The sequence below is a fragment of the Stenotrophomonas maltophilia group sp. Smal17 genome, assembly GCF_030237045.1.
Classification (GTDB): domain Bacteria; phylum Pseudomonadota; class Gammaproteobacteria; order Xanthomonadales; family Xanthomonadaceae; genus Stenotrophomonas; species Stenotrophomonas forensis.
The window spans coordinates 1-20,493 of record NZ_JASJSU010000073.1 but is presented as its reverse complement, the minus strand read 5'-3'; the positions used below and the strand labels follow the sequence as shown (position 1 = coordinate 20,493).

Genomic DNA, 20,493 nt, shown 5'->3' with positions numbered 1-20,493 from the left:
CCTGCAGGCCGTGCAGCAGCTGGACCGTGCGATTGCCGGCGACCTGCACCCGTACTCGCAAGCCTGGCAGCGCGCCGAATCGCTGCGCCTGCTGCAGGCGCAGTCCGCTGCGTTGCCGGCACTGGTCGACCGCCTGCAGGCGATGACCCAGACCTTTGAACAGCACAGCACCGCCGCCAATGAACGCCTGCTGGCCGGCCAGGCCGAGTTCCTTACCCAGAGCCAGGCCCTGCAGGAGCGCCTGGCCGTGTCGCTGCAACAGTCGCTGCGCGAAGGTGCAGAAGCCAGCGCGGCCGCCATCGGTGGCGCACTGCAGCCGATGGCCGAGACCACCCTGGCCGGGCTGGCCCAGCATGGCCAGGCCCTGCATGCCCGTGTCGAGCAGGCGGTGCAGCAGCAGCTGGCCGGTCTCAGCGACGGTTTCGAGCGCAGCCGCGTTGCCACCGAAGCCAGCTGGGCCAAGGTGGTGAGCGAGCAGACCCAGGCACAACAGGCGCTGGTGAGCGATCTTCGCCAGCACCTGCAGGCGTTCAGCGATGGCCAGGGCACGCACGCCGAAGCGCTGGTGACACGCATCGGCGAGCGCCTGCAGGCCGATACCAGCAGCAATGCCGACGCCTGGCGCGTCGCCGCCGAACAGCAGCAGGCAATGAATACCGCGCTGGTCGAACGCCAGCAGCAGGCACTGCTGGCCGCCAGCGAGCATCTGGACGCGCGCGCCGAGGCACTGCTGCAGGCACTGGACCAGCGCCATGCTGCCAGCCAGTCCTTGCTGCAGGAGCATGAAAACCAGCGTTCGCAGGATTGGCAGGCCGCGCAGGCGACCGCCGCCACCGCGCACGCCGAACTGCAGGCCAGCCTGGACAGCCGCGAGCAGCAGCGCCAGGCGCGTTGGGACGCGATCAGTGCCGAACTGCAGCAGGCGCACGCCACCCTGCAGGCGCAATTGCAGGCCGGTGACGAACAGCGCCTGCAGCGCTGGAGCGATGCCCTGCAGCACGTCTCCACGGACCTGGCCCAGCGCCTGCAGGCCAACGGCGAACGACTGGCCGCGCAGCAGCAGCAGGTCTGCGACACGTTGGCCGAGACGGCGCAGCAGATCGGCGAGAACGGCCGCGCCCAGGCCAGCGCCACGCTGGCGGAAGTCTCCACCCTGCTGCAGACCGCCGCCGCCGCGCCGAAGGCCGCCGCCGACGTCATCAACGAGTTGCGCAGCACGCTCTCCGAGAGCCTGGTGCGCGACAACGCGATGCTGGAAGAGCGCGGCCGCCTGCTGGCCACCGTGCAGACCCTGCTGGATGCGATCAACCACGCCTCGCACGAACAGCGCACCGCGGTGGACGCACTGGTGGGCGGCTCGGCCGAGCTGCTGGAACGCGTCGGCAACCGCTTCACCGACCATATCGCCGCGGAGACCGGCAAGCTGGATGGCATTGCAGCAGCCCTCAGCGGCAGCGCCAGTGACGTTGGCCAGTTGGCCGGCACGTTCGGCGAAGCGGTCGCACAGTTCGGCAGCGCTTCCACCGAACTGTCCGGCCGCTTGGAGCAGATTGGCGGCGCGCTGGATGCCTCGCTGGCCCGCAGCGACGAGCAGCTGGCCTACTACGTGGCGCAGGCACGCGAGGTGGTTGATCTCAGCCTGCTGTCGCAGAAGCAGGTGATGGAAGAACTGCAGCAGCTGGCCGCGCGCCGCAGCAAGGCCGGCAGCGCATGAGTGACGAACTGGAGGTCGATGGCGGCTCGCACGCACCGATCTGGGCCGCCTTCGGCGACCTGATGTCGGTGCTGCTGGGCGCGTTCGTGCTTATCCTGGTCGGCGTGGTGGCGGTGCAGCTGGAGCTGTCGCAGCGGCTGGACCAGGAAGTGAAGCAGCGCCAGGCTGAGGCCAAGCGCCTGCAGACGCTGGAACAGGCGCTGGCCGGCCCGTTGGCGGCCGGCCGTGTAACCCTGGTCGATGGCCGCATCGGCATCAGTGGCAGCGTGCTGTTCGCACTGAACTCCGACCAGCTGCAGCCGGAAGGCCAGGAGCTGCTGCGCAGCCTCGCTACGCCGCTGGCCGCCTATCTGGGCAGCCGCGAAGAAATCCTGATGGTCAGTGGCTTCACCGATGACGCGCCGGTGCGTGAAGGCAACCGTCGTTTCGCCGACAACTGGGAGCTGTCCGCGCAACGTTCGCTGACCGTGACCCGCACCCTGATCGCCGACGGCGTGCCCGCCGATGCGGTGTTTGCCGCCGCGTTCGGCAGTGAGCAGCCGGTAAGTTCCAACGCGAGCGAAGATGGACGCGCGCGCAATCGTCGCGTGGAAATCGCGCCGATTCCCAAGCCCAAGGCCCCGGATGCCAAGTAAGCCACCCGCACAAGACAGCCTCCGTGCGCTGGTGCGCGACCTCGATGCGGGATCGCGCTCGCTGCCGCATTACCCGCAGGTGCCGATGCTGCAGCAGGTGCAGCGCGAGTGGTCGGAACTGCGCAGCGAACTGCAGGTGCGTCGTTCGCTGCGCACCGAGGCCCCGGCCGACGGCGGCCCTCTGAACTCGGCGGTGCTGGTGCAGCGCATGCTGGACACGATGCAGGCGACCAGCCCCGGTTACCTGCGCCACTTCATCGACTACGTGGACACCCTGTCGTGGCTGCAGGCACTGCAGGACGGTTCTACCAGCGGTGCAGATACCGCGAAGCCGAAGCGCACGCGCAAGCCGCGCAACGTGGGTTGATCGCGCATTGACGCCGACCCCGTTCGGCACCGCCGGATACGACAATCCTGATCCGCGCTCCTGGTAGGCGCCAACCTTGGTTGGCGCTCCACCAACCGGGTAGCGCAGCGTCTATTTGATGCAGCGCATGCCAACCAAGGTTGGCATCTACCCATGCATGCGTCGGCATGCCACGCGTGTAGCGATGTCACCAGACAGTCATCTGTCTAGCGCACCATTTTCACGTTGACCCACGGCGCCTGCAGCGCCCGCCGGTCGCATCGGTTGTCTCCCCTTTTCAACTCCATGAGCTCCGCACCGACGCGGTGGCTCGTGCCTGCCTGAGTGTCCGCAACATGACGAAGACTTTGTTGGCCGCTGCGCTGTCGATCGCGCTCGCTCCCGCGGCCTGGGCGCAGGATGCTGCCCCGACCTCCAGCACGCCCTCCGCCACCACCCTCGATGCGGTCTCTGTGATCGGCAGCGGTGAAGCCCGCCAGGTGCAGCGCATCACCCGCGAGAACCTCGACATCCTGCCGCCGGGCACCAGCCTGCAGAAGACCCTGAACCTGCTGCCGGGCGTCAACGCGCAGTCGGCCGATGCGCTGGGCACCAACGAGCAGTCGATGACGCTGAGCCTGCGCGGCTTCAACTCCACCCGTCTCGGTTACACGCTCGACGGCGTGCCGCTGGGCGATGGCGCGTACAACAACTACAACGGCCTGACCATCAACCGTGCGCTGATCAGCGAGAACATGGCCGGTGCGGAACTGGCGGTGGGTATCGGCAGCCTCGGTACGCCGTCCACCAGCAACCTCGGCGGCACGATTTCCTATACCTCCGACCGCCCGGCCCAGGAACTCGGCGGACGCGTGGTGCAGACCTTCGGCAGCGATGCCAACCGCCGCACCTTCGTGCGCGTGGACAGCGGCGAGTACAACGGTTTCTCCGGCTACGTCTCCGGGATGAATGCCGTCTCCGATCTGTGGAACGACCAGACCGCCTACAACAAATCCACCACCAAGCAGTTCAATGCCAAGGGCGTGTGGAACTTCGGCCGCAGCCAGATCACCGGTTTCGTCGATACCTCGCGCACCACCCAGGCCGACTACTTCTACCTGTCCAAGGACGAGATGTCGCGCGGTCTCGGCTGGGACTGGGGCGGCTACGCACCGGACTGGAACAAGGCGGTGGCCAAGGCCTACTGCAACACCGCCAGCTTCAACGCGAAGAAGTGCGACAGCAGCGGCCCGGACAAGGACGCCGACGGTGCCTTCACCGCCGGGCAGATCCTGCGTGACGACAACCTGTACTATCTGGCCGGCGACTTCTTCCTGGCCGATGGCTTCAGCCTACGCGCGCTGGCCTACCACCATGATGACCGCGGCGAAGGCCACAACTGGAACAGCGGTGCGTGGTCGAACAAGGGCACCGCGCAGGAGATTCCGATCATCTTCCGCAATACCATCTACACCATCGACCGCGACGGCGGCACGCTGTCCTTCGACTGGGAGCTGGGCGCGCACCGCATCGAAGGCGGCGTCTGGTACGAGCGCAACACCAGCAGCGCCGAGCGCTACCAGACCGCCGTGGACGGCCCGCGTGACCTGAGCGGCATGAACACCCTGCCCTCCGATGTCGGCGTGTTCGCCCAGCGTACCCGCTGGAAGACCCATCAGTTCTTCCTGAAGGACACCTGGCGCCTGCTCGATGACCGCCTGACCCTGGAGTTCGGCGCCAAGAGCCCACACGCGACCTCCGATGCGCAGGCGCTGCCGGGCGACGCAAAGACGCCGATCTCGCCGAGCTCGAACAACCAGTTCGCCACCGGTTCGCTCAAGGCCAGCAAGAATTTCCTGCCCAGCATCGGCGCCAACTTCCGCCTGGCCGAACACCATGAAGTCTTCGCCAGCTATGCCGAGAACATCGCCATGTTCCAGGGCGGCTTCAAGCTCGGTCCGCAAGCGGTCAGCCAAGCGACCTGGAATGCGCAGGGCAACCTGAAGCCGGAGGAATCTCGCTCTCTGGAAGCCGGCTACCGCTTCGTCACCGATACCCTGCAGGCCTCGGTCGCGGCCTACAGCGTGCGCTTCGACAACCGCCTGCTGCAGTACAACCCCTGTGACTCGCGGCAGCCGGTCGGCCCGACCTGCGGCAATCGCTTCTACAACGTCGGCGGCGTCGACAGCCGTGGTGCCGAGCTGACCGTGCTGTGGACCCCGAACGAGCACTTCAGCTGGTACACCTCGGCCTCGCTGAACCGCTCGACCTATGCCTCCAACTACGTGCAGGCCGGCGTCGAGCAGCAGATCAAGGGCAAGATCCAGACCGACACGCCGAAACAGCTGCTGGCCACCGAAATCACCTGGCGTGACAACGGCTGGTTCGCCAGCCTGCGCGGCAAGTACACCGGCGAGCGCTTCTACACCTACACCAACGACCAGGGCTTCGGCGGCTTCACCGTGTTCGATCTGGCCGGTGGCTATGACTTCGGCCAGGTCGGTTTCGCCAAGGGCGTGCGCCTGGCGTTCAACGTGACCAACCTGACCAACAAGCGCTACGCCAGCAACCTGGATTCGAGCGTGTTCGCGCCCAGCGACCCGGCCGGCAAGCTGTACGTGTTCCATGCCTCGGCACCGCGCCAGGTGTTCGGTACGATCGACCTTCGCTTCTGATCGACCGCCCGGAGTCCACCGATGCTCGCGACCGCCCTGCTGCTGGCCACCCTCTCCGCCAGCGGATACTCCGCCCCACATGAGGCCACTGGTGCGCCGCCACGCACCCTTGAACTGGGCGGCCGCACCTACGTGGATAGAGGCCTAGTCGCCGCCGGGCGGCTGCCGGCGGGCACGGTGGACTTCCTCGGCGACACGCTGGGCTCGTTCTCGTCGCTGGCGGTACAGCCCGGCACCTGGAAGCGCACCGCCAACGGCTACCAGGGCGTGCTGTGGACCCTGCCCGACCGTGGCCGCAACGATCCCGAGGCCGGCCTGTTCTACGACTACGCCGGCCGCGTGGAGCGCATGCAGCTGCGCATCGACACCACCCCGGGCAAGCCCGGTGCGCTGGGCACGCTGAGCATGGTGCCCGACAAGGGCGTGGTGCTGAAGGACTTCAACGGGCAACCCTTCACCGGTGCCGACCCGGGCGACCACACCATCATCCAGCGCGACGTGGTGCTGCCCTCGCCCGCCAGCGGCGCCGGTGCGGGCAAGGTCTCGCTGGATGCGGAATCGCTGCAGTTCAGCGCCGACGGTCATTTCTACATCGGCGACGAGTACACCGCCAATGTCTACTATTTCGATGCGCAGGGCCAGCTGCAGGGCGTGATCGTGGCGCCGCCCGCGATCCGCCCGCAGCGCGAGGGCAAGCCGGCCTTCGGTTCATTGGTGCCGCCGCAGACCGGTCGGCGCAACAACCAGGGCGTGGAAGGCATGGGCCTGTCACCCGATGGCGGCCGCCTGTTCGTGGCGCTTCAGAGCGCGACGCTGCAGGACAGCGCGCAGGGCAATGCGGCCGGACGCATCAATACCCGCGTGCTGGTTTATGACGTGACGACCTCACCGACGCCACAGCAGCCGATCGGCCATTACGTGATGGCTTTGCCCGCGTACGCGCACGACGGCAAGGGCAAGCTGGACCGTACCGCCGCGCAGAGCGAACTGCGCGCACTGGATGCCAACCGCTTCCTGCTGCTGGCCCGTGATGGCAACGGCCTCGGCAAGGACGGTGACGACCCCATCGTCTACAAGTCTGTGCTGCTGGTGGATGTGTCTGCTGCCAGCAACCTGGCCGGCAGCACCTACGAAACCGGCACGACCCCGGTACTGGCCGACGCGGTGGACACCACGTTGAAGGCGGGCATCGTGCCCGCGCGTAGCGACGAGCTGCTGAACCTGCTCGACCGCCCGCAGCTTGCGCGTGCCGGGCTGGACCTGGACACCAAGCGCGGCCCGCATGCTGGCCTGCTGTCGGAGAAGTGGGAAGCCATGGACGTAGTGCCGGCCCTGGACCCGCGACACCCGAACGACGTGCTGCTGTTGATCGGCAACGACAACGACTTCATCGCCCGCCACTGCCGCATGCAGGGCGATGCCTGTGACAGCCCCTACGACAACGACAACCGCGTGCTGGTGTACCGCCTGACGCTGCCTTGAGACACCGCTTGGCATGGCTGGCGTTGTCGGATCGGCGCGATACGCCCTGTAGAGTCGAGCCATGCTCGACTCATGCCGCAACACAGTCGAGCATGGCTCGACTCTACAAAACTCACCCGCGCAGGGTGGCGCCGCCGTCCACGTACAGGTCGCTCATCGCCACGTGGCCGGCCTGTTCGGACAGCAGGAACATCACTGCATGGGCGATGTCTTCAGGCGTGGCCAGCTTGCGCAGCGGAATGCCAGCCTTGTAGGTCTCCAGGCTGCCGGCGATCACCCGCTCCGCACCGCGCTCGTCCTGCCACATGCCGGTCTGCATCGGGGTCAGTGTTGAACCCGGGGCGACGATGTTGCAGCGGATGCCGAGCGGCGCCAGCTCCAGCCCAAGGCAACGGGTGAACATCGTGGCGGCAGCCTTGGATGCCGCATAGGCAGCCATGCCGTGCCTTGGCACCCCGGCCGCATTCGAACTGACAGTGACAATCGCGCCCTGCCGGCGCGGCGACATCACCCGCGCCAGTGCACGCCCGACATGGAACACGCCATCGGCGTTCACCGAGAATACCCGGCGCCAGTCGGCATCGGTGGTCCCGGCGACTTCGCCCACGTGCAGCACCCCGGCCACGCTTGCGGCCAGGCCGATCGGCCCGAGGCTGGCTTCCACCCGATCCACGAGTGCGTCCACCGCCACGCTGTCGGTCACATCGAGCGAAAACGTCTGCACACCTGCACCCGCGACTGCGGGTACCTCGCGATCGGTGGCCACCACCGTGCAGCCAGCCGCTGCCAGCAACCGCACCAGCGCTTCACCGATGCCACCGGCCGCGCCGGTCACCAGGGCCACGCGGCCTTCAAAGCCGGTCAACTGCATGTTGCGATCTCCTGTTGCTCGTCCCAGTGGCGCAGCCGCGCCGACAGCCACGGTGCCAACTGTGCCACCGAGTCACGCCCAGTCAGTTCGGCGTGCAGGAACGGCAGCTCCAGCGCCTGCACCTTGCGTGCGTGCGCCCGCCACAGCGCCGCCCGCAGCTGTGGGCGTGCCTGGTGATCACGACCGGCGCGCACATGTACCAGGGTGCCGTCGAACGGCCGGTGGATGTGTTCGCGGATCAGTCGATTGGTGCCGGTCACCGCACGCACCACGCCGTCCAGCACCACGTCCGGCAGACTGCCCAGCGCGCTGCCGCCTCGCCGCAGGAATGCAAGGATGCGTTCGCGGTTGTCCAGCTCCGGATGCGCCTCCGGGTCATGGCCGGCGATCGCCAGCAGTGCGCGCAGCGCGGCAATCGGGTCGGGCTCCGGTTCGGTGCGCCAGCACTCGCTGGGGTAGGCATCCAGCAGTACCAGCTCACCCACCTCACGGCCGATCTCATGCAGGCGCACCGCCATCGCCTGGGCGAGGATGCCGCCCACCGACCAGCCCAGCAGGTGCACCGGACCCTGCGGCTGCAACGCCACGATGCGGCGCACGTAGTCGTTGGCCATCGCTTCGATGCTGGACGGCATCGGTTCGCGTGCATCCAGCGCGGGAGACTGAAGGCCGTACACCGCACGTGCCGGCTGCAGCGCCCTGGCCAGGGCCCGATAGTTCCATGCAATGCCACCGGCCGGGTGCAGCACGAACAGCGGTCCAGGCCCGGTGGCATCGGTGGCGGCCAAGGCAATGACCGGCCCCAACGCGTGGTCGGCCAGTGCCGGTGGTTCAGCGATGCGCGTCGCCAACGCGGCCACGGTTGGCTGGGCGAACAGGGCACCCAGGCCGAGATCGCAGCGCCAGCGCTGTTCGATGGCCAGCAGCAGGTGCACCGCCGACAGCGAGTCGCCGCCGAGGCTGAAGAAGTCCGCATCCACTGCCACCGGTGCTTCGCGGCCCAACGCCTGCGCGAACAAGCCGGCCAGTTCCTGCTCCAGTGGCGTGCGCGGCGCCAGTCCGCCCACGTCCTGCTGCGGCGGCTTCGGCAACGCATTGCGGTCCAGCTTGCCGTTGGCGGTCACCGGCCAGTGATCGACGCCAACAAATGCCGACGGCACCATGTAATCCGGCACGCGCGTGGCCAGATGGCTGCGCAGTGCGCTGGCATCGGCCAGCGCGGATGGCACGTAGGCCACCAGCCGGGCATCGCCGGGCGCGTCCTGGCGCAGCAGCACTTCCACGCGCTCCAAGCCCGCCAGCTCGCGCAGCGCCGCCTCGATCTCGCCCAGCTCGATGCGCAGGCCGCGCAACTTCACCTGGTGGTCGCTGCGGCCGAGGTACTCGACCGCACCATCGTCGCGCCAGCGCGCCACATCGCCGGTGCGATAGATGCGTTCGCCATGTAGGAATGGATCGGCAAGGAAGCGCTCGGTGGTCAGGTCATCGCGGCCAAGGTAGCCACGTGCCAGCTGCACGCCACCGAGGTAGAGATCACCGGGCACGCCAACCGGCAGCGGCTGCATCCGCGCATCCAGCACGTACAGGCGGGTATTCCAGACCGGGAAACCGATCGGCACCGGCCGTGAACGGTCCTGCGCCGACGCAGGCCAGTAGCTCACGTCCACGGCCGCTTCGGTCGGGCCATACAGGTTGTGCAGTTCGGCGCGCACGCGCGCATGGAAGCGGTCGCGCAGTGCGGCGTCCAGCGCCTCACCGCTGGTGAACACGCGACGCAGCTGCAGGCCTTCGGAGGCCGGTGCGGCCAGGAAGGCATCGAGCATCGACGGTACGAAGTGCGCCGTGGTGATGTCATGCGCGCGGATCAGCCGTGCCAGCTCGGTCGGATCACGATGCGCGTCCGGCCCGGCAATCACCAGCGTGGCCCCACACAGCAGCGGCAGGAAGAATTCCCAGACCGAAACATCGAAGGTCGCCGGCGTCTTCTGCAGCACGCGGTCGTCTGCACGGATGCCGTAGTGCTCGCGCATCCACAGCAGGCGGTTGACGATGGCGCGGTGCTCGATGACCACGCCCTTGGGTTCGCCGGTCGAACCGGAGGTGTAGATCACGTAGGCCGCATCGTCCGGTGCCGGATCGGCCCACGGCGCGGCGAAGCTCAGTGCGGTCCATTGTTCCGGTGCGAGCACCGGCACCCTGGACATCCGCGCCGACACATCCGCCGCCGCCAGCACGCACGCCGGCTGCGCCGAGGCCAGGATGCGCGCCAGGCGTTCGTCAGGATGGGCCAGGTCCAGCGGCAGGTACGCGGCTCCCGCACGCAGCACGGCCACCAGCGCAATCACCAGTTCCAGCGAGCGTGGCAACGCCACCACCACCACGCTGCCCGGGCCGACGCCCATCGCGCGCAGCTGGGCGGCCAGCGCAAAGCTGCGCGCCTCCAGCGTGGCGTGGTCCAGCTCGGAATCGCCGAACACCAATGCGGTCGCCTGCGGATCGCGGTCCATGCCCTGCTGCAGCAGCTCAACCAGCGTGGTCTGCGGCAGCCCATGTGCAGTGGCATTGAAGCCGTGCACCACCTGCTGGGCTTCGTCGGCCGTGGCCAGCGGCACCGTCGCAATGTCGTCAGCGTCCAGCGCCGCCGACACGAAATGCAGCAGGCGCGCGGCATGCGACTGCACGTCCTCGCGGCGGTACAGCGCGGGATTGGCTTCAATCTCCAGATCCAGAACACGCTGGCCATCGCCACGGAAGCCCAGCGTCAGATCGTCGACCGGCCCGGTGCACAGCACCTCCAGCGTCGCCTGCACACCGGGCAACACCAGCGGTGCGTAGAACGGCTGCACATTCACCAACGGCCCATGCAGCCGTTGCTGCGCGCCCACCAGGCCCAGGTCACGGCGCAACTGCTCGCCACGATAGCGGCCGTGCTTTCGGCCCTGGCTGAGTTGCCGGCCCAGTGCCCGGCTAAACGCCTCGACACTGCCCTCGCCCGCCGCGACACGCAGCGGCAGCACGTTCATCACCATCGCCGGCACGCGCGCCGATGCGTTGCCGAGCCGCCCCATGAAGGGCACGCCCACCACCACTTCGTCGGCCGCGCTCATCCGCCGCAGGTACTCGGCCGACAGCGCGGCCAGCACATCCGGCCAGGGTTGCAGCCAGCGCGCCGAAGCCTGCAGCAGCTGCTCGCGGAACGCGGCATCGAGCGGCTGCACCCAGCGCAGCGCATCATCGCTGGCCGGCTCGGTACCCGCCAGGCCCACGCCCGCAGGCGCCCCCTGCAGCTGCTCGCGCCACCACTGGCCGGCCAGCCCGCGACGTGCGTCCGCGCGATAGGCCGCGTCGTCCGCCAGCACCCCAGCCAATCCCGGCAAGGGCTCACCCGCGCGGCCGGAGTACAGCGCGCAGACACGGTCGCTGAACAGCGCCATCCCATAGCCATCGGCGGCCAGGTGATGCACACGCAGGTACCAGGCCCAGCGCTGCCCGCCCAGATCGAACAACACCTGCTGACTGATCCGGTCGCGGGTCGGATCGACCGCGCTGAGCCGGTCGGCCTGCATCAGCGCATGCGCCTCCGACACCGGGTCGGCCTCGCCCGACAGATCACGCACCGACAGCAGCGGCACGTGCGCCGGGTCGTGCCATTGCAATGGCTGCCCATCGGTGCCTTCGGCAAAGCGCAGCGCGAAGGCCTCGGATTCAACCGCCGCCTGGTTGGCCGCCGCCACGAACGCAGGCACATCCAGCAGGCCGTCGATCCACACCGCATGGGCGGTATTGAACGACGGATTGTCCGGTGCCAGCCGCTGTGCGAACCACAGCCCGGCCTGCGCCTCGGTCAATGCCAGCGGCGTTGCCATCGCAGCCGCGCTCATGCGCGCTGCGCAGCCTGCAGCGTCTGCACCACACCCCACCACTGGCGCAGCGTGGTGTGTTCGGCCAGCTGCGAGAACTCCAGCGGCAACCCGGTGTTGCCCCAGGCCAGCACCAGTCCGAGCATGCGCATCGAATCCAGGTCCAGGTCGATCAGGTTGTCGTCGTCACCGATCTCGGCCGGTGCACAGTCCAGTACCCGCGCCACATCGGCACGCATGCGCTCCAGGTCCAGCACCTCACCCATAGCGATCATTACAGTGCCTCCAGCAGCTGGTCGGTCGTCATCGGCACACCGCTGGTGCGCGCGATCCAGTGCAGCGCTTGATCGTGGTCGGCGCGCGAGAAATCCGCCACGGCATCGGCGGCGATGAAGGCTTCGATGTCGCGCTGGAACGCTTCCACCACCGTCGCCGTGCAACCGATATGCGCATACACACCGGTCACCAGCAGCTGGTCGCGTCCGCGCACCCGCATCAGCGTTTCCAGGTTGCTGCGCTGGAAAGCGCTGTAGCGATGCTTCACCAGCACATGCTCGCCCGGCTGCGGTGCGACGGCTTCGATGATCGGCTCATGGTCGGCACTGCGGCGCATGCCCGGCCCCCACAGGTCGGCCTGCAGGCCGCGATCACGACGGTCCTGGTCACCGTGCTGGGCGGTGTAGAACACCGGAATGCCGTGGGCACGGCAATGCGCCAGCAGCCGCGCGATGTTGTCCACGGCCGGTCGCAGCGGCGCGTTGCCGGCATCGAACGCGGCGAGGAAGTAGCGCTGCATGTCGTGCACCAGCAGTGCGATGCGATCGCGCTGCGGGCGCCACGGGCCGCGCGCCTGCGGCAGTTCGGCAGCGGTCGGCAAGGGATAGTGGGTAATGCGGGGCAGCGCCATCAGCGCGTTCCTCCTGTCTGTTGCAAATGACGCGCACGCAGCTGCGCACGCAGTTCGCGGCGGCTGATCTTGCCGACCGCGGTGGTATCGAAACTGTCGACGAACACAACCTGGTCCGGCACCTTGAACGCGGCCAGGCCGCGCGTACGCATCCAGGCTTTCAGTGCCGGCGCCTTGATCGGCTCACCCTGCTGGATCACGAACGCGCAGCTGCGCTCACCGAGATAGTCGTCGGGAATGGAGACCACGGCGGCGTCGAACACGCCCGGGTGAGCCAGCAGATGATCTTCGATCTCTTCGGCGGAGATTTTCTCACCGGCCCGGTTGATGTGGTCACCCGCGCGCCCCTGCACCACCAGGTAGCCGCCCGGAAGCTGCTGCACGCGGTCACCGGTGCGGTAGAAGCCGTCGTCGGTGAACGAGCGTGCATTGGCCACCGCATCGTTGTGGTAGCCGCGAATGGTGTACGGGCCGCGGGTCAGCAGGTGCCCGACCTCGCCCTCGGCCACCGGCTGGTCGTGGTCGTCGACCACGCGCACTTCATCGTCCGCACTGATCGGCCGCCCCTGGCAGGCGACGATCAGGTCTTCCGGATCATCCAACCGGGTGTAATTGACCAGGCCTTCGGCCATGCCGAACACCTGCTGCAATGTGCAGCCCAGGCCGTCGATCACCCGCCGCGCGGCCTCGGGCACCAGCTTGGCGCCTCCTACCTGCAGCACCTGCAGGCTGGACAGGTCATGCGCGGTGGTCGCCGCCGCCTGCGCCCACAGCAACGCCAGTGGCGGCACCAGGCCACAGCAGGTCACGTGTTCGCGGGCGATCAGCGGGAACGCCGCGTCCGGGCCGGGGCCGGGGCTGAGCACCACGCGGGCACCGGCGTACAGCGCGCCGAAGAACCCCGGCGAGCTCATCGGGAAGTTGTGTGCGGCCGGCAGCGCGACCAGGTACACGCTGTCGCGGTCGATGCCGCAGATCGCGTTGCTGGCACGGAACGAATAGATGTAGTCGTCGTGCGTACGCGGAATCAGCTTGGACAGGCCGGTGCTGCCACCGGAGATCTGCAGGAACGCCACCGACTGCGGGTCCGGGTCGGCCGGCAGCTGGGCGCGGTCGCCCTGCAGCCCGTCCAACGCGATGAATTCCTGCGCATCGCCGTCGATCACCACCGTGCGTATCGCCGGCACGTCGGCCTGCAATGCCCGCGCCAGCCCGCGATGATCGAAGCCGTCGTGCAGATCGGTGGTGATGTAGGCACTGGCTTCGGCCTTGTTGGCGAAGTGCACCAGCTCGGTGATGCGATGCGCGGGCAACGCATACACCGGCACCAGACCAGCGCGGAACAGGCCACAGACCGTGGTGATGAAACCGGCGGTATTGCCCAGCTGCACCAGCACCCGCTCGCCCGGCTGCAGGCCCCGTGCCAGCAGCCCGGCACCGATACGGCCGGCTTCGTGCCACAGCTGCGCATAGCTCAGGCGCACGTCGCCAGCGACCACGGCAATGTCATCGGCATAGCATTCGGCGCGCTCGCGCAGGAAGGCCGGGAAGGTTTCGCCACGCCAGTGACCGGCCTCGCGGTAGCGCGCCACCAGATCGTCCGGCCATACCTGGCGCAGTGGAATGCGGAAAGAAGTGTCGGAAATGTTCATGCCGCAGGCTCGATCGCGGGCGCGGCGTCGTGGACGCCCAGCGCATTCAACAGGGCAGCAAACTTCGCTGCGGTCTCGGCCACTTCGGCCTCGGGCTGCGACTCGGCGACGATGCCGGCACCTGCGTACAGGCGCAGCTGCGTGCCCTGCAGTCGCGCGCAGCGGATCGCCACGTACCAGTCGCCGTCGCCCTGTGCGTCCAGCCAGCCGACCGCGCCCGCATAGAAACCGCGCGGCACCGGCTCTAGCTCGCGGATGCGCTGCAGCGCCGCCAGGCGCGGCGTGCCACAGACTGCCGGTGTCGGATGCAATTGCGCGAGCAGCTCGGCTGCAGGGGTCTGCGGGTCCTTCAGGGTGGCATGGATGCGCGTGCCAAGGTGCCACATGCTGGCAGTGGCATGCAGCGCCGGGCGCGGCTGCGCATCGATGTGGCTGCAGTACGGCGCCAGGCCGTCGACGATCGCGTCCACCACATGACGGTGTTCGTCATGATCCTTGGTCGAGGCCAGCAATGCCTGCGCGGCGCGCTCGTCTTCGGCAGGATCGGCACTGCGGCGTGCAGATCCGGCCAATGGATGCGACAACAGCTGCGCGCCACGCTTGCGCAGCAGCAACTCGGGCGTTGCGCCGACCAGCCAGGCGGGCGCCTGCCCCAGTTCGACCGGAAGCGGAACCGCGTAGGTGGCCACCGAAGGATCGGCGCCCAGGCGCGCCAGCAGCACCTCCGGTGACAGCGCGTTGCGGGTACGCGCCAACAGGCTGCGCGCCAGCACCACCTTGTGCAGGTCCTGTTCGGGTGCGCGCAGCGCCTGCACTGCCGCGGCAACGGCGGCTGCATAGTCCTGCGCTGCGGGCTCGGCCTGCAATGGGCCCTGCAGCGCGGGGGCCGCCTGTGGCTGCAGCGGCAACGCCGGCAGCAGGCGCTCGGGCTGGTACAGCGCATCGTCGGCACGCGGCTCGAACGGCACCGCCCCGACCAGCAGCCCCGGCCCGCCGCGCTGCTGCGCGAAGAATTCGGCAACACGCCCGGCCAAGCTGGCCAGCGCGCCATTCGGCAGCGTCGCCCGGCACCCACGTGCGTGCACGTGCTGGCCAGCATGCTGCAGCAGGAACAGCGACGCGTCGTCGCTGTTCTCCAACAGCGCCGGTGCAGCCTCGGGCCACGCGCCCTGCATCAGGGAATCGTTCATGGGGTCTCCTTCATCCGGTGCGCCGCGGCCAGCGCGCACAGCAACAGCAGCAGCGCGCCGACCAGCAGGTAAGGCAGGCTCGGCCCGCCGCGATACAACAGCGTGCCGAGCATCGGCCCGGCCACCATGCCCAGGCCCTGCGCGGCCGCCACAGTGCCAGCGGCGGCACCCTGCTCGTGCGCCTCCACGGCATCGGCGGCCAGCGCCTGGAACGAGGGGAACACGAAGCCCATGCCGAAAGCGGCCAGCGCGTAGGCCGCCGGCAACTGCCAGGCGTGCTGTACGCCCGCCACGGAGGCGAAACCAATACCGGAGATCAGTGCACCGAGGATGATCCAGCGCCGCGGGTGCACGTCCAGCTTCATCACCCACGCCTGCGCCAGGATCAGACCGACACCGACCGCAGTGAGCGCGATGCCGGCCATGCGCGCGCCGGCTGCAGCATCCAGACCCAATCGATCAATCGCGAAGAAGCCGACCGTGACCTGCGCGATGGTGACCGACACCATCGCGATGAACGCCGCCAACTGCGGCAGGCGCAGGCGCGGGTCGAGCCTGCGCATCGGCGCGCGGCGCTGCGCGCCGCCTCCCGCCACCGGCGGCGTGGCCGGCAGCCGCCAGGCCAGCAATGCCAGCGCCAGCAGCGGCAGCACGGCGGCCACATACAGCGCCAGCGACAGATTCGTGTAGGCCAGCCAACCCGCGGCCGCCGGACCCAGCACCATGCCCAAGGCGTTGGCGCTGCCCAGCCGCGCGAGGAAGCTGGCGCGCTGTCCGGCCGGGGCCTTGTCAGCGATCAGCGCGGCGGCCGTGGGCGGGACGGCCGCATAGAACAGCCCGATCAGGCCGCGTGCACCCACCAGCACCAGCACCGACACCAGTACCGGCGGCACCGCCTGCAGAGCCACGTCGATGAACACCGCCAGCGCGATGTAGACCACGGTGTAGGCACTCATCGCCAGCATCAGCACGCGCTTGCGGCCAATGCGGTCGCTGAGCTGGCCCCACGGGCGCGCGGCCAGCATCCACAACACGCCCGCCGCCGTGACCGACAGTCCAGCGTGCCACTCGGACAGGCCGAGCATGCGGACCACCGGACCGATCACGGCAACGAAGGACATCATCGCCATGGTGCCGATCAGGGCTGCCAGGACCAGTGCCGGCAAGCCGGGAACGACGGGACGTGCGTGCATGGAACACCAGCCGTAACAGGGAAGGATCGCCGGGTACGCCTGTGCGCCCCGCCCGGCATCCGTCCCGTTCAGGGGCGGACACCGCCCTCAAATGATAACGGCTCGTATTTGCATTTGATACCCATTCTCTTGAATGAGCGTGTAACAGTGGCTTCAGCGCGTTGCGCGCAGGCCCAGCAGGCCACGCCGCTTGAACCACCATTCCAGAGGCAGCGTGACCAGCGGCGGGAGGGCCGCCAGCAGCGCCAGCGCACTGGCCCACCACGGCCAGCGCAGGCGCACGGCCGCGAACAGGGTGACCGCCACGTAGACCAGGAACGCCACGCCATGCAGCGGGCCAAACAGCTTCACCAGTGCCACGTTGGCCATCGGGCCGTACTTCATCCACATGCCGATGAGCAGGCCGGCCCAGGTCACGGCCTCGATGAAGGCGACCACTGCGAACAGGCGTCCGGTCGGGTGCATGGGGGAATGTTGGGTCACGCGGGGCTCCGGCATCGGGAAATCAAATGCGAATGATACGCAGATGCACGCAAGCCTGGCACCACTGGATAGCGCCGGGCCATGCCTGACGGACGTGGCGGCAAAAGCGCGTCCACCCAGGTGGACACCTACCGAGGCATGTGCGGAAGGATCTGCTCTCCGATCTCGCGCAGCACGCTGTCCATCGGCCGCCCGTTGTCGACCAGGTTGAACATCACATGCGCCACGCCCTGCGCATGCACGCGCAGCAGATAGTCGCGCAGACCGTCGCGGCCGACCTTCAGGCCCAGCGGCAGCGGCTCGGGCGGTGCCTGCGGGTCTGCCTGCAGGTCCAGCAGCATCGACTGCACGAACGGTTTGCCTGCCCCGCCGCGTTGCACGAGCGCCTGTTGCCACAAGCCGATGCGCCCTTCCTGCGCAGCCTCCTCGCGGTGATAGGTGGCCCAGCCTTCGGCCTCGCGCGCGATCCACTGCAAGCTCTGCCGCGCCGTGCCCACCACCAGCATCGGGATGCGCGTGGCCGGCGCCGGCAGCACATCGAAGCCGCCGGTCGCCCGCAGCACCGCGGTCCGCTCATCGGCATCAGGTGACAGCGCCGCGCGCAGCAGCGACCAGCGCTCACGGAAGGTCGCTGCCCTGCCCTCCAGGTCCTCGCCGAACGCGGCGAACTCTTCCGGTCGATCGCCCGATCCCAGCCCCAGCACGAAACGTCCATCGCTGATCCGGTCCAGGCTCAGTGCCGACTTCGCCACCTGCAGCGGTTGCCGCAGCGGCAGCACGATGGCCGCACTGCCGACCGCGATGCGCTCGGTCGCGGCAGCCAGCATGCCCAGCCACAGGAACGGGTCGTCCAATGCGCTGGCCGTCGCATCCGGGCCCTGTGGCACCATCAAAGGTACATCGCGGGTCCACAGCGCGGCGAAGCCCAGATCGTCGGCCAGCCGCGCGATGCGCCGCGCCTCGCGTGGATCGGCCAGCCCATGCGCCGCAACGGGCGTCATCAGGCCCAGGCTCAGCCCTTGCTGCGGAAACAACGAAGCGTAGGCGGGATTGAATTCACTCATGCCGCCAGCTTAGCGTGCAGCTACCCGGCGACGATGACGCGCCACACACCACTGGAAGAACGCTGCATGCCGAAGATCCGCCCCGCCCATTTCGATGACCTGCCTGCGATCAGTGGCGTGTGCCTGGCCGCGTTCAACGAGGCAGTAGCGCCGACGCTCAGCGCAACCGGCATCGCCACCTTCGGTAGCGTTGCGGCCACCGATGCGTTCGGCGCACGCCTGCGGGGCGACAACCTCATCCTGGTGGCCGAGCAGGAAGCACGCGTGGTCGGCGTGGTCGAACTGAAGGAGGGACGGCACCTGGCGATGCTGTTCGTCGATCCCGCCTGCCAGGGCCAGGGCATCGGCCATGCCTTGTTCGAAGCGGTGCTGCCGCAGGTGCGCGGGCCGATGCTGACCGTGCGCGCTTCGCTCAATGCAGTGCCTGCCTACCTGCGCTATGGCTTCGTGCTAGATGGCGAGGTTGGCGAGTTCAATGGGTTGGTGTATCAGCAGATGGTGCGGGCAGCGGCCTGAAGGCATCCTCCTGGCATTGACCGGCAATGCCCGACGGGCGTCATGCCCTGCAGCACGCCCGTCATAAGCAAACTGAATCAGCACGTTCCCCGGCCCTTCCTACAATGGCCTGTCACCCTGCCCTTCGAGATGCTGCCGATGCGCGTCGCGCTTTCCGTGTTGCTGCTGGCCTCGGCGCTGAGCGCCTGCACGCCAGCCCCGGTGTCCACCGCCAACTCCGCCGAAGCCCCAGCACCAGCCACGGCCATCGCCTGGCGCCAGGGCGACGTCGACGATGCGTTCGCCGAGGCTGCCGACAGCGGCAAGCCGGTGCTGCTGTACTGGGGCGCGGTCTGGTGCCCGCCCTGCAACCAGCTCAAGGCCGGCCTGTTCAAGGACCCGGCCTTCATCGCACTGACCGGCAAGTTCGTGCCGGTCTACCTGGATGGCGACGAGGAAGGGGCGCAGGCGTGGGGCGAGCGCTTCGGCGTGCGCGGCTACCCGACCCTGATCGTGCTCGATCCGCAGCGCAACGAAATCACGCGCGTGGCCGGTGGCAACGACGCGGCCGAACTGACCCGCGCACTGACCGTGGCCGCCGGACGCCGCAGCGCAGTCGCTGCCACACTGGCCACCGCGCTGGCGACGCCGGACAGGCTGGCCGCCGAGGACTGGCAGGTGCTGGGCGACTACGGCTGGGAAGTGGATGCCAACCGCCTGGCCGGCGAACGCAGGAGCGAGGACGTGCTGCGGCAGCTATCCAAGGCGGCGCCGGAGGCTACCCTGCAGCGTCGTTTCGCGCTGCTGGCGCTGGCCACCGCGGAGAAACCGAGCGCCTCGCCCACCGAAGTCCGTGAGCTGCTGCAGGCGGTACTGGCCCAGCCGGCCGAGGTACGCCGCAACCGCGAGCTGCTGGGCTATGCCGGCGCCACGCTGGTCAAGCAGGCCAGTGCCGGCCCGGCCACCCGCAATACGCTGGGCCAGCAGTTGCTGGTGGCGCTGGAACGCGCCGACGCAGAGCGCGGCGACCGCGCCGACGACGCGCTGTCGCGGGCCCTGACAGAGGTGTCGCTGGCCCGCCAGCAGCAACCGAAGGGCGCGCTACCGGCGGCGCTGGTGGCGCGGGTCAAGCAACGCGTCGCCGCGGCCGATGCTGCCGCCACCGATGCCCATGCGCGCCAGGCCACGATCAGCAGCGCGGTCTATGCCCTGCGCGAGGTGGGTGACGACGCGGGAGCGGAAGCGCTGTTGCTGGCCGAACTGAAGCGCAGTGAGCAGCCGTACTACTACATGCCCGAGTTGGCCGAACTGGCCGAGCAGCGCGGCGACACCGCCGGTGCACTGGAATGGCTGAAGCGTGCCTACGACGGTGCGCAGGGCCCGGCCACCCGCGTGCAATGGGGCGTGCTGTACGTGGAAGGGTTGCTGAAGCTGGCGCCGGACGATGCACCGCGCATCGAGCAGGCCACCAGCTCGCTGATCGCCGAACTGGACGCACAGCCGTCGGGTTATCACCAGCGCACGCGCCAGCGTTTCGAGCGCCTGGCCGGGCAGCTGAAGGCGTGGAGTGGCAAGCACCAGGGCGCAGAGACCCTGGCGCGGTTGCAGCAACGGATGCAGCAGGCGTGTGGCGAGCAGGTCGACAGCGCTTGCAGGGACTGGCTGAGCTGAGTTGATGAAAGCGCTGGCGGCCGGTTCGCCTTCCGGCGCTTTTGTTGATATCGGTTGTGGCGGGAAAAGGGCCCGCCGGGACACGCCGTAAACCCATCCTTGGGGGCTCGATGGCGCCATCCATGGCGCCATCGGTCCCGGCCAGCCCCTCCCCCCCCACCGGGCGGTTTCCTGCGAGCGCGGGCAGCGCATCAGCGCGCCGGTGAGGGTTCGAAAAGCGGGTCTTGGTAGTGCCGGCCGCTGGCCGGCAACCCG

16 protein-coding genes are annotated in these 20,493 nt (G+C 68.6%); 7 read left to right on the top strand and 9 right to left on the bottom strand.

The window, feature by feature from the left end; genetic code table 11:
• From QRO93_RS16390 to QRO93_RS16370, 5 genes are all read left to right on the top strand, one after another.
• The coding region (locus tag QRO93_RS16390) for a DUF802 domain-containing protein (protein WP_285304286.1) at window positions 1-1,714 on the top strand (1,714 nt) is incomplete at its 5' end.
• Window positions 1,711-2,349: an OmpA family protein gene (locus QRO93_RS16385; protein WP_180880602.1), complete on the top strand. Its 639-nt coding sequence runs from the start codon at window positions 1,711-1,713 to the stop codon at window positions 2,347-2,349. The genes QRO93_RS16390 and QRO93_RS16385, both read left to right, overlap by 4 nt.
• Window positions 2,339-2,716, top strand: coding sequence for a DUF2894 domain-containing protein (locus tag QRO93_RS16380; RefSeq protein WP_180880604.1), 378 nt, complete (start codon window positions 2,339-2,341; stop codon window positions 2,714-2,716). The genes QRO93_RS16385 and QRO93_RS16380 overlap by 11 nt, the downstream gene beginning before the upstream one ends.
• A gap of 335 nt (window positions 2,717-3,051) precedes the next feature.
• Window positions 3,052-5,370 (top strand): TonB-dependent receptor, encoded by a 2,319-nt coding sequence (locus tag QRO93_RS16375; protein ID WP_180880606.1) that lies wholly within the window; start codon window positions 3,052-3,054, stop codon window positions 5,368-5,370.
• A 21-nt stretch (window positions 5,371-5,391) separates the two neighbouring features.
• Window positions 5,392-6,852: an esterase-like activity of phytase family protein gene (locus tag QRO93_RS16370; RefSeq protein ID WP_180880608.1), complete on the top strand. Its 1,461-nt coding sequence runs from the start codon at window positions 5,392-5,394 to the stop codon at window positions 6,850-6,852.
• A gap of 112 nt (window positions 6,853-6,964) precedes the next feature.
• Here QRO93_RS16370 and QRO93_RS16365 read toward each other — a convergent pair whose 3' ends face one another.
• From QRO93_RS16365 to QRO93_RS16325, 9 genes are all read right to left on the bottom strand, one after another.
• Window positions 6,965-7,723, bottom strand: coding sequence for a 2,3-dihydro-2,3-dihydroxybenzoate dehydrogenase (locus tag QRO93_RS16365; RefSeq protein WP_180880610.1), 759 nt, complete (start codon window positions 7,721-7,723; stop codon window positions 6,965-6,967).
• Window positions 7,714-11,604 (bottom strand): non-ribosomal peptide synthetase, encoded by a 3,891-nt coding sequence (locus QRO93_RS16360; RefSeq protein WP_180880612.1) that lies wholly within the window; start codon window positions 11,602-11,604, stop codon window positions 7,714-7,716. Before QRO93_RS16360 ends, QRO93_RS16365 begins: the two co-directional genes overlap by 10 nt.
• Window positions 11,601-11,858 (bottom strand): phosphopantetheine-binding protein, encoded by a 258-nt coding sequence (locus tag QRO93_RS16355; protein WP_180880614.1) that lies wholly within the window; start codon window positions 11,856-11,858, stop codon window positions 11,601-11,603. Before QRO93_RS16355 ends, QRO93_RS16360 begins: the two co-directional genes overlap by 4 nt.
• The gene (locus QRO93_RS16350; RefSeq protein ID WP_006449828.1) at window positions 11,858-12,490 is read right to left on the bottom strand and encodes an isochorismatase family protein; all 633 of its coding nucleotides are present in this window, start codon (window positions 12,488-12,490) and stop codon (window positions 11,858-11,860) included. Before QRO93_RS16350 ends, QRO93_RS16355 begins: the two co-directional genes overlap by 1 nt.
• Complete coding sequence (locus QRO93_RS16345) at window positions 12,490-14,142, bottom strand: (2,3-dihydroxybenzoyl)adenylate synthase (protein WP_180880616.1); 1,653 nt, start codon at window positions 14,140-14,142, stop codon at window positions 12,490-12,492. Before QRO93_RS16345 ends, QRO93_RS16350 begins: the two co-directional genes overlap by 1 nt.
• Window positions 14,139-15,332 (bottom strand): isochorismate synthase MenF, encoded by a 1,194-nt coding sequence (locus QRO93_RS16340; RefSeq protein WP_053449961.1) that lies wholly within the window; start codon window positions 15,330-15,332, stop codon window positions 14,139-14,141. Before QRO93_RS16340 ends, QRO93_RS16345 begins: the two co-directional genes overlap by 4 nt.
• Window positions 15,329-16,525, bottom strand: a complete 1,197-nt coding sequence (locus tag QRO93_RS16335) for an MFS transporter (protein WP_285304285.1) — start codon at window positions 16,523-16,525, stop codon at window positions 15,329-15,331. The genes QRO93_RS16340 and QRO93_RS16335 overlap by 4 nt, the downstream gene beginning before the upstream one ends.
• Before the next feature lie 153 nt (window positions 16,526-16,678).
• On the bottom strand, window positions 16,679-16,990 hold the full coding sequence (locus tag QRO93_RS16330; protein ID WP_180880626.1) for a DUF3817 domain-containing protein: 312 nt from the start codon (window positions 16,988-16,990) through the stop codon (window positions 16,679-16,681).
• A 146-nt stretch (window positions 16,991-17,136) separates the two neighbouring features.
• Window positions 17,137-18,072, bottom strand: a complete 936-nt coding sequence (locus QRO93_RS16325) for a TIGR03571 family LLM class oxidoreductase (protein WP_180880620.1) — start codon at window positions 18,070-18,072, stop codon at window positions 17,137-17,139.
• Between the two features lie 66 nt (window positions 18,073-18,138).
• Between QRO93_RS16325 and QRO93_RS16320 the strand changes: the two genes are divergently transcribed.
• Window positions 18,139-18,588, top strand: coding sequence for a GNAT family N-acetyltransferase (locus tag QRO93_RS16320; RefSeq protein ID WP_180880622.1), 450 nt, complete (start codon window positions 18,139-18,141; stop codon window positions 18,586-18,588).
• A gap of 129 nt (window positions 18,589-18,717) precedes the next feature.
• The gene (locus tag QRO93_RS16315) at window positions 18,718-20,238 is read left to right on the top strand and encodes a thioredoxin family protein (protein WP_180880624.1); all 1,521 of its coding nucleotides are present in this window, start codon (window positions 18,718-18,720) and stop codon (window positions 20,236-20,238) included.
• The last annotated feature ends 255 nt before the right edge of the window (window positions 20,239-20,493 follow it).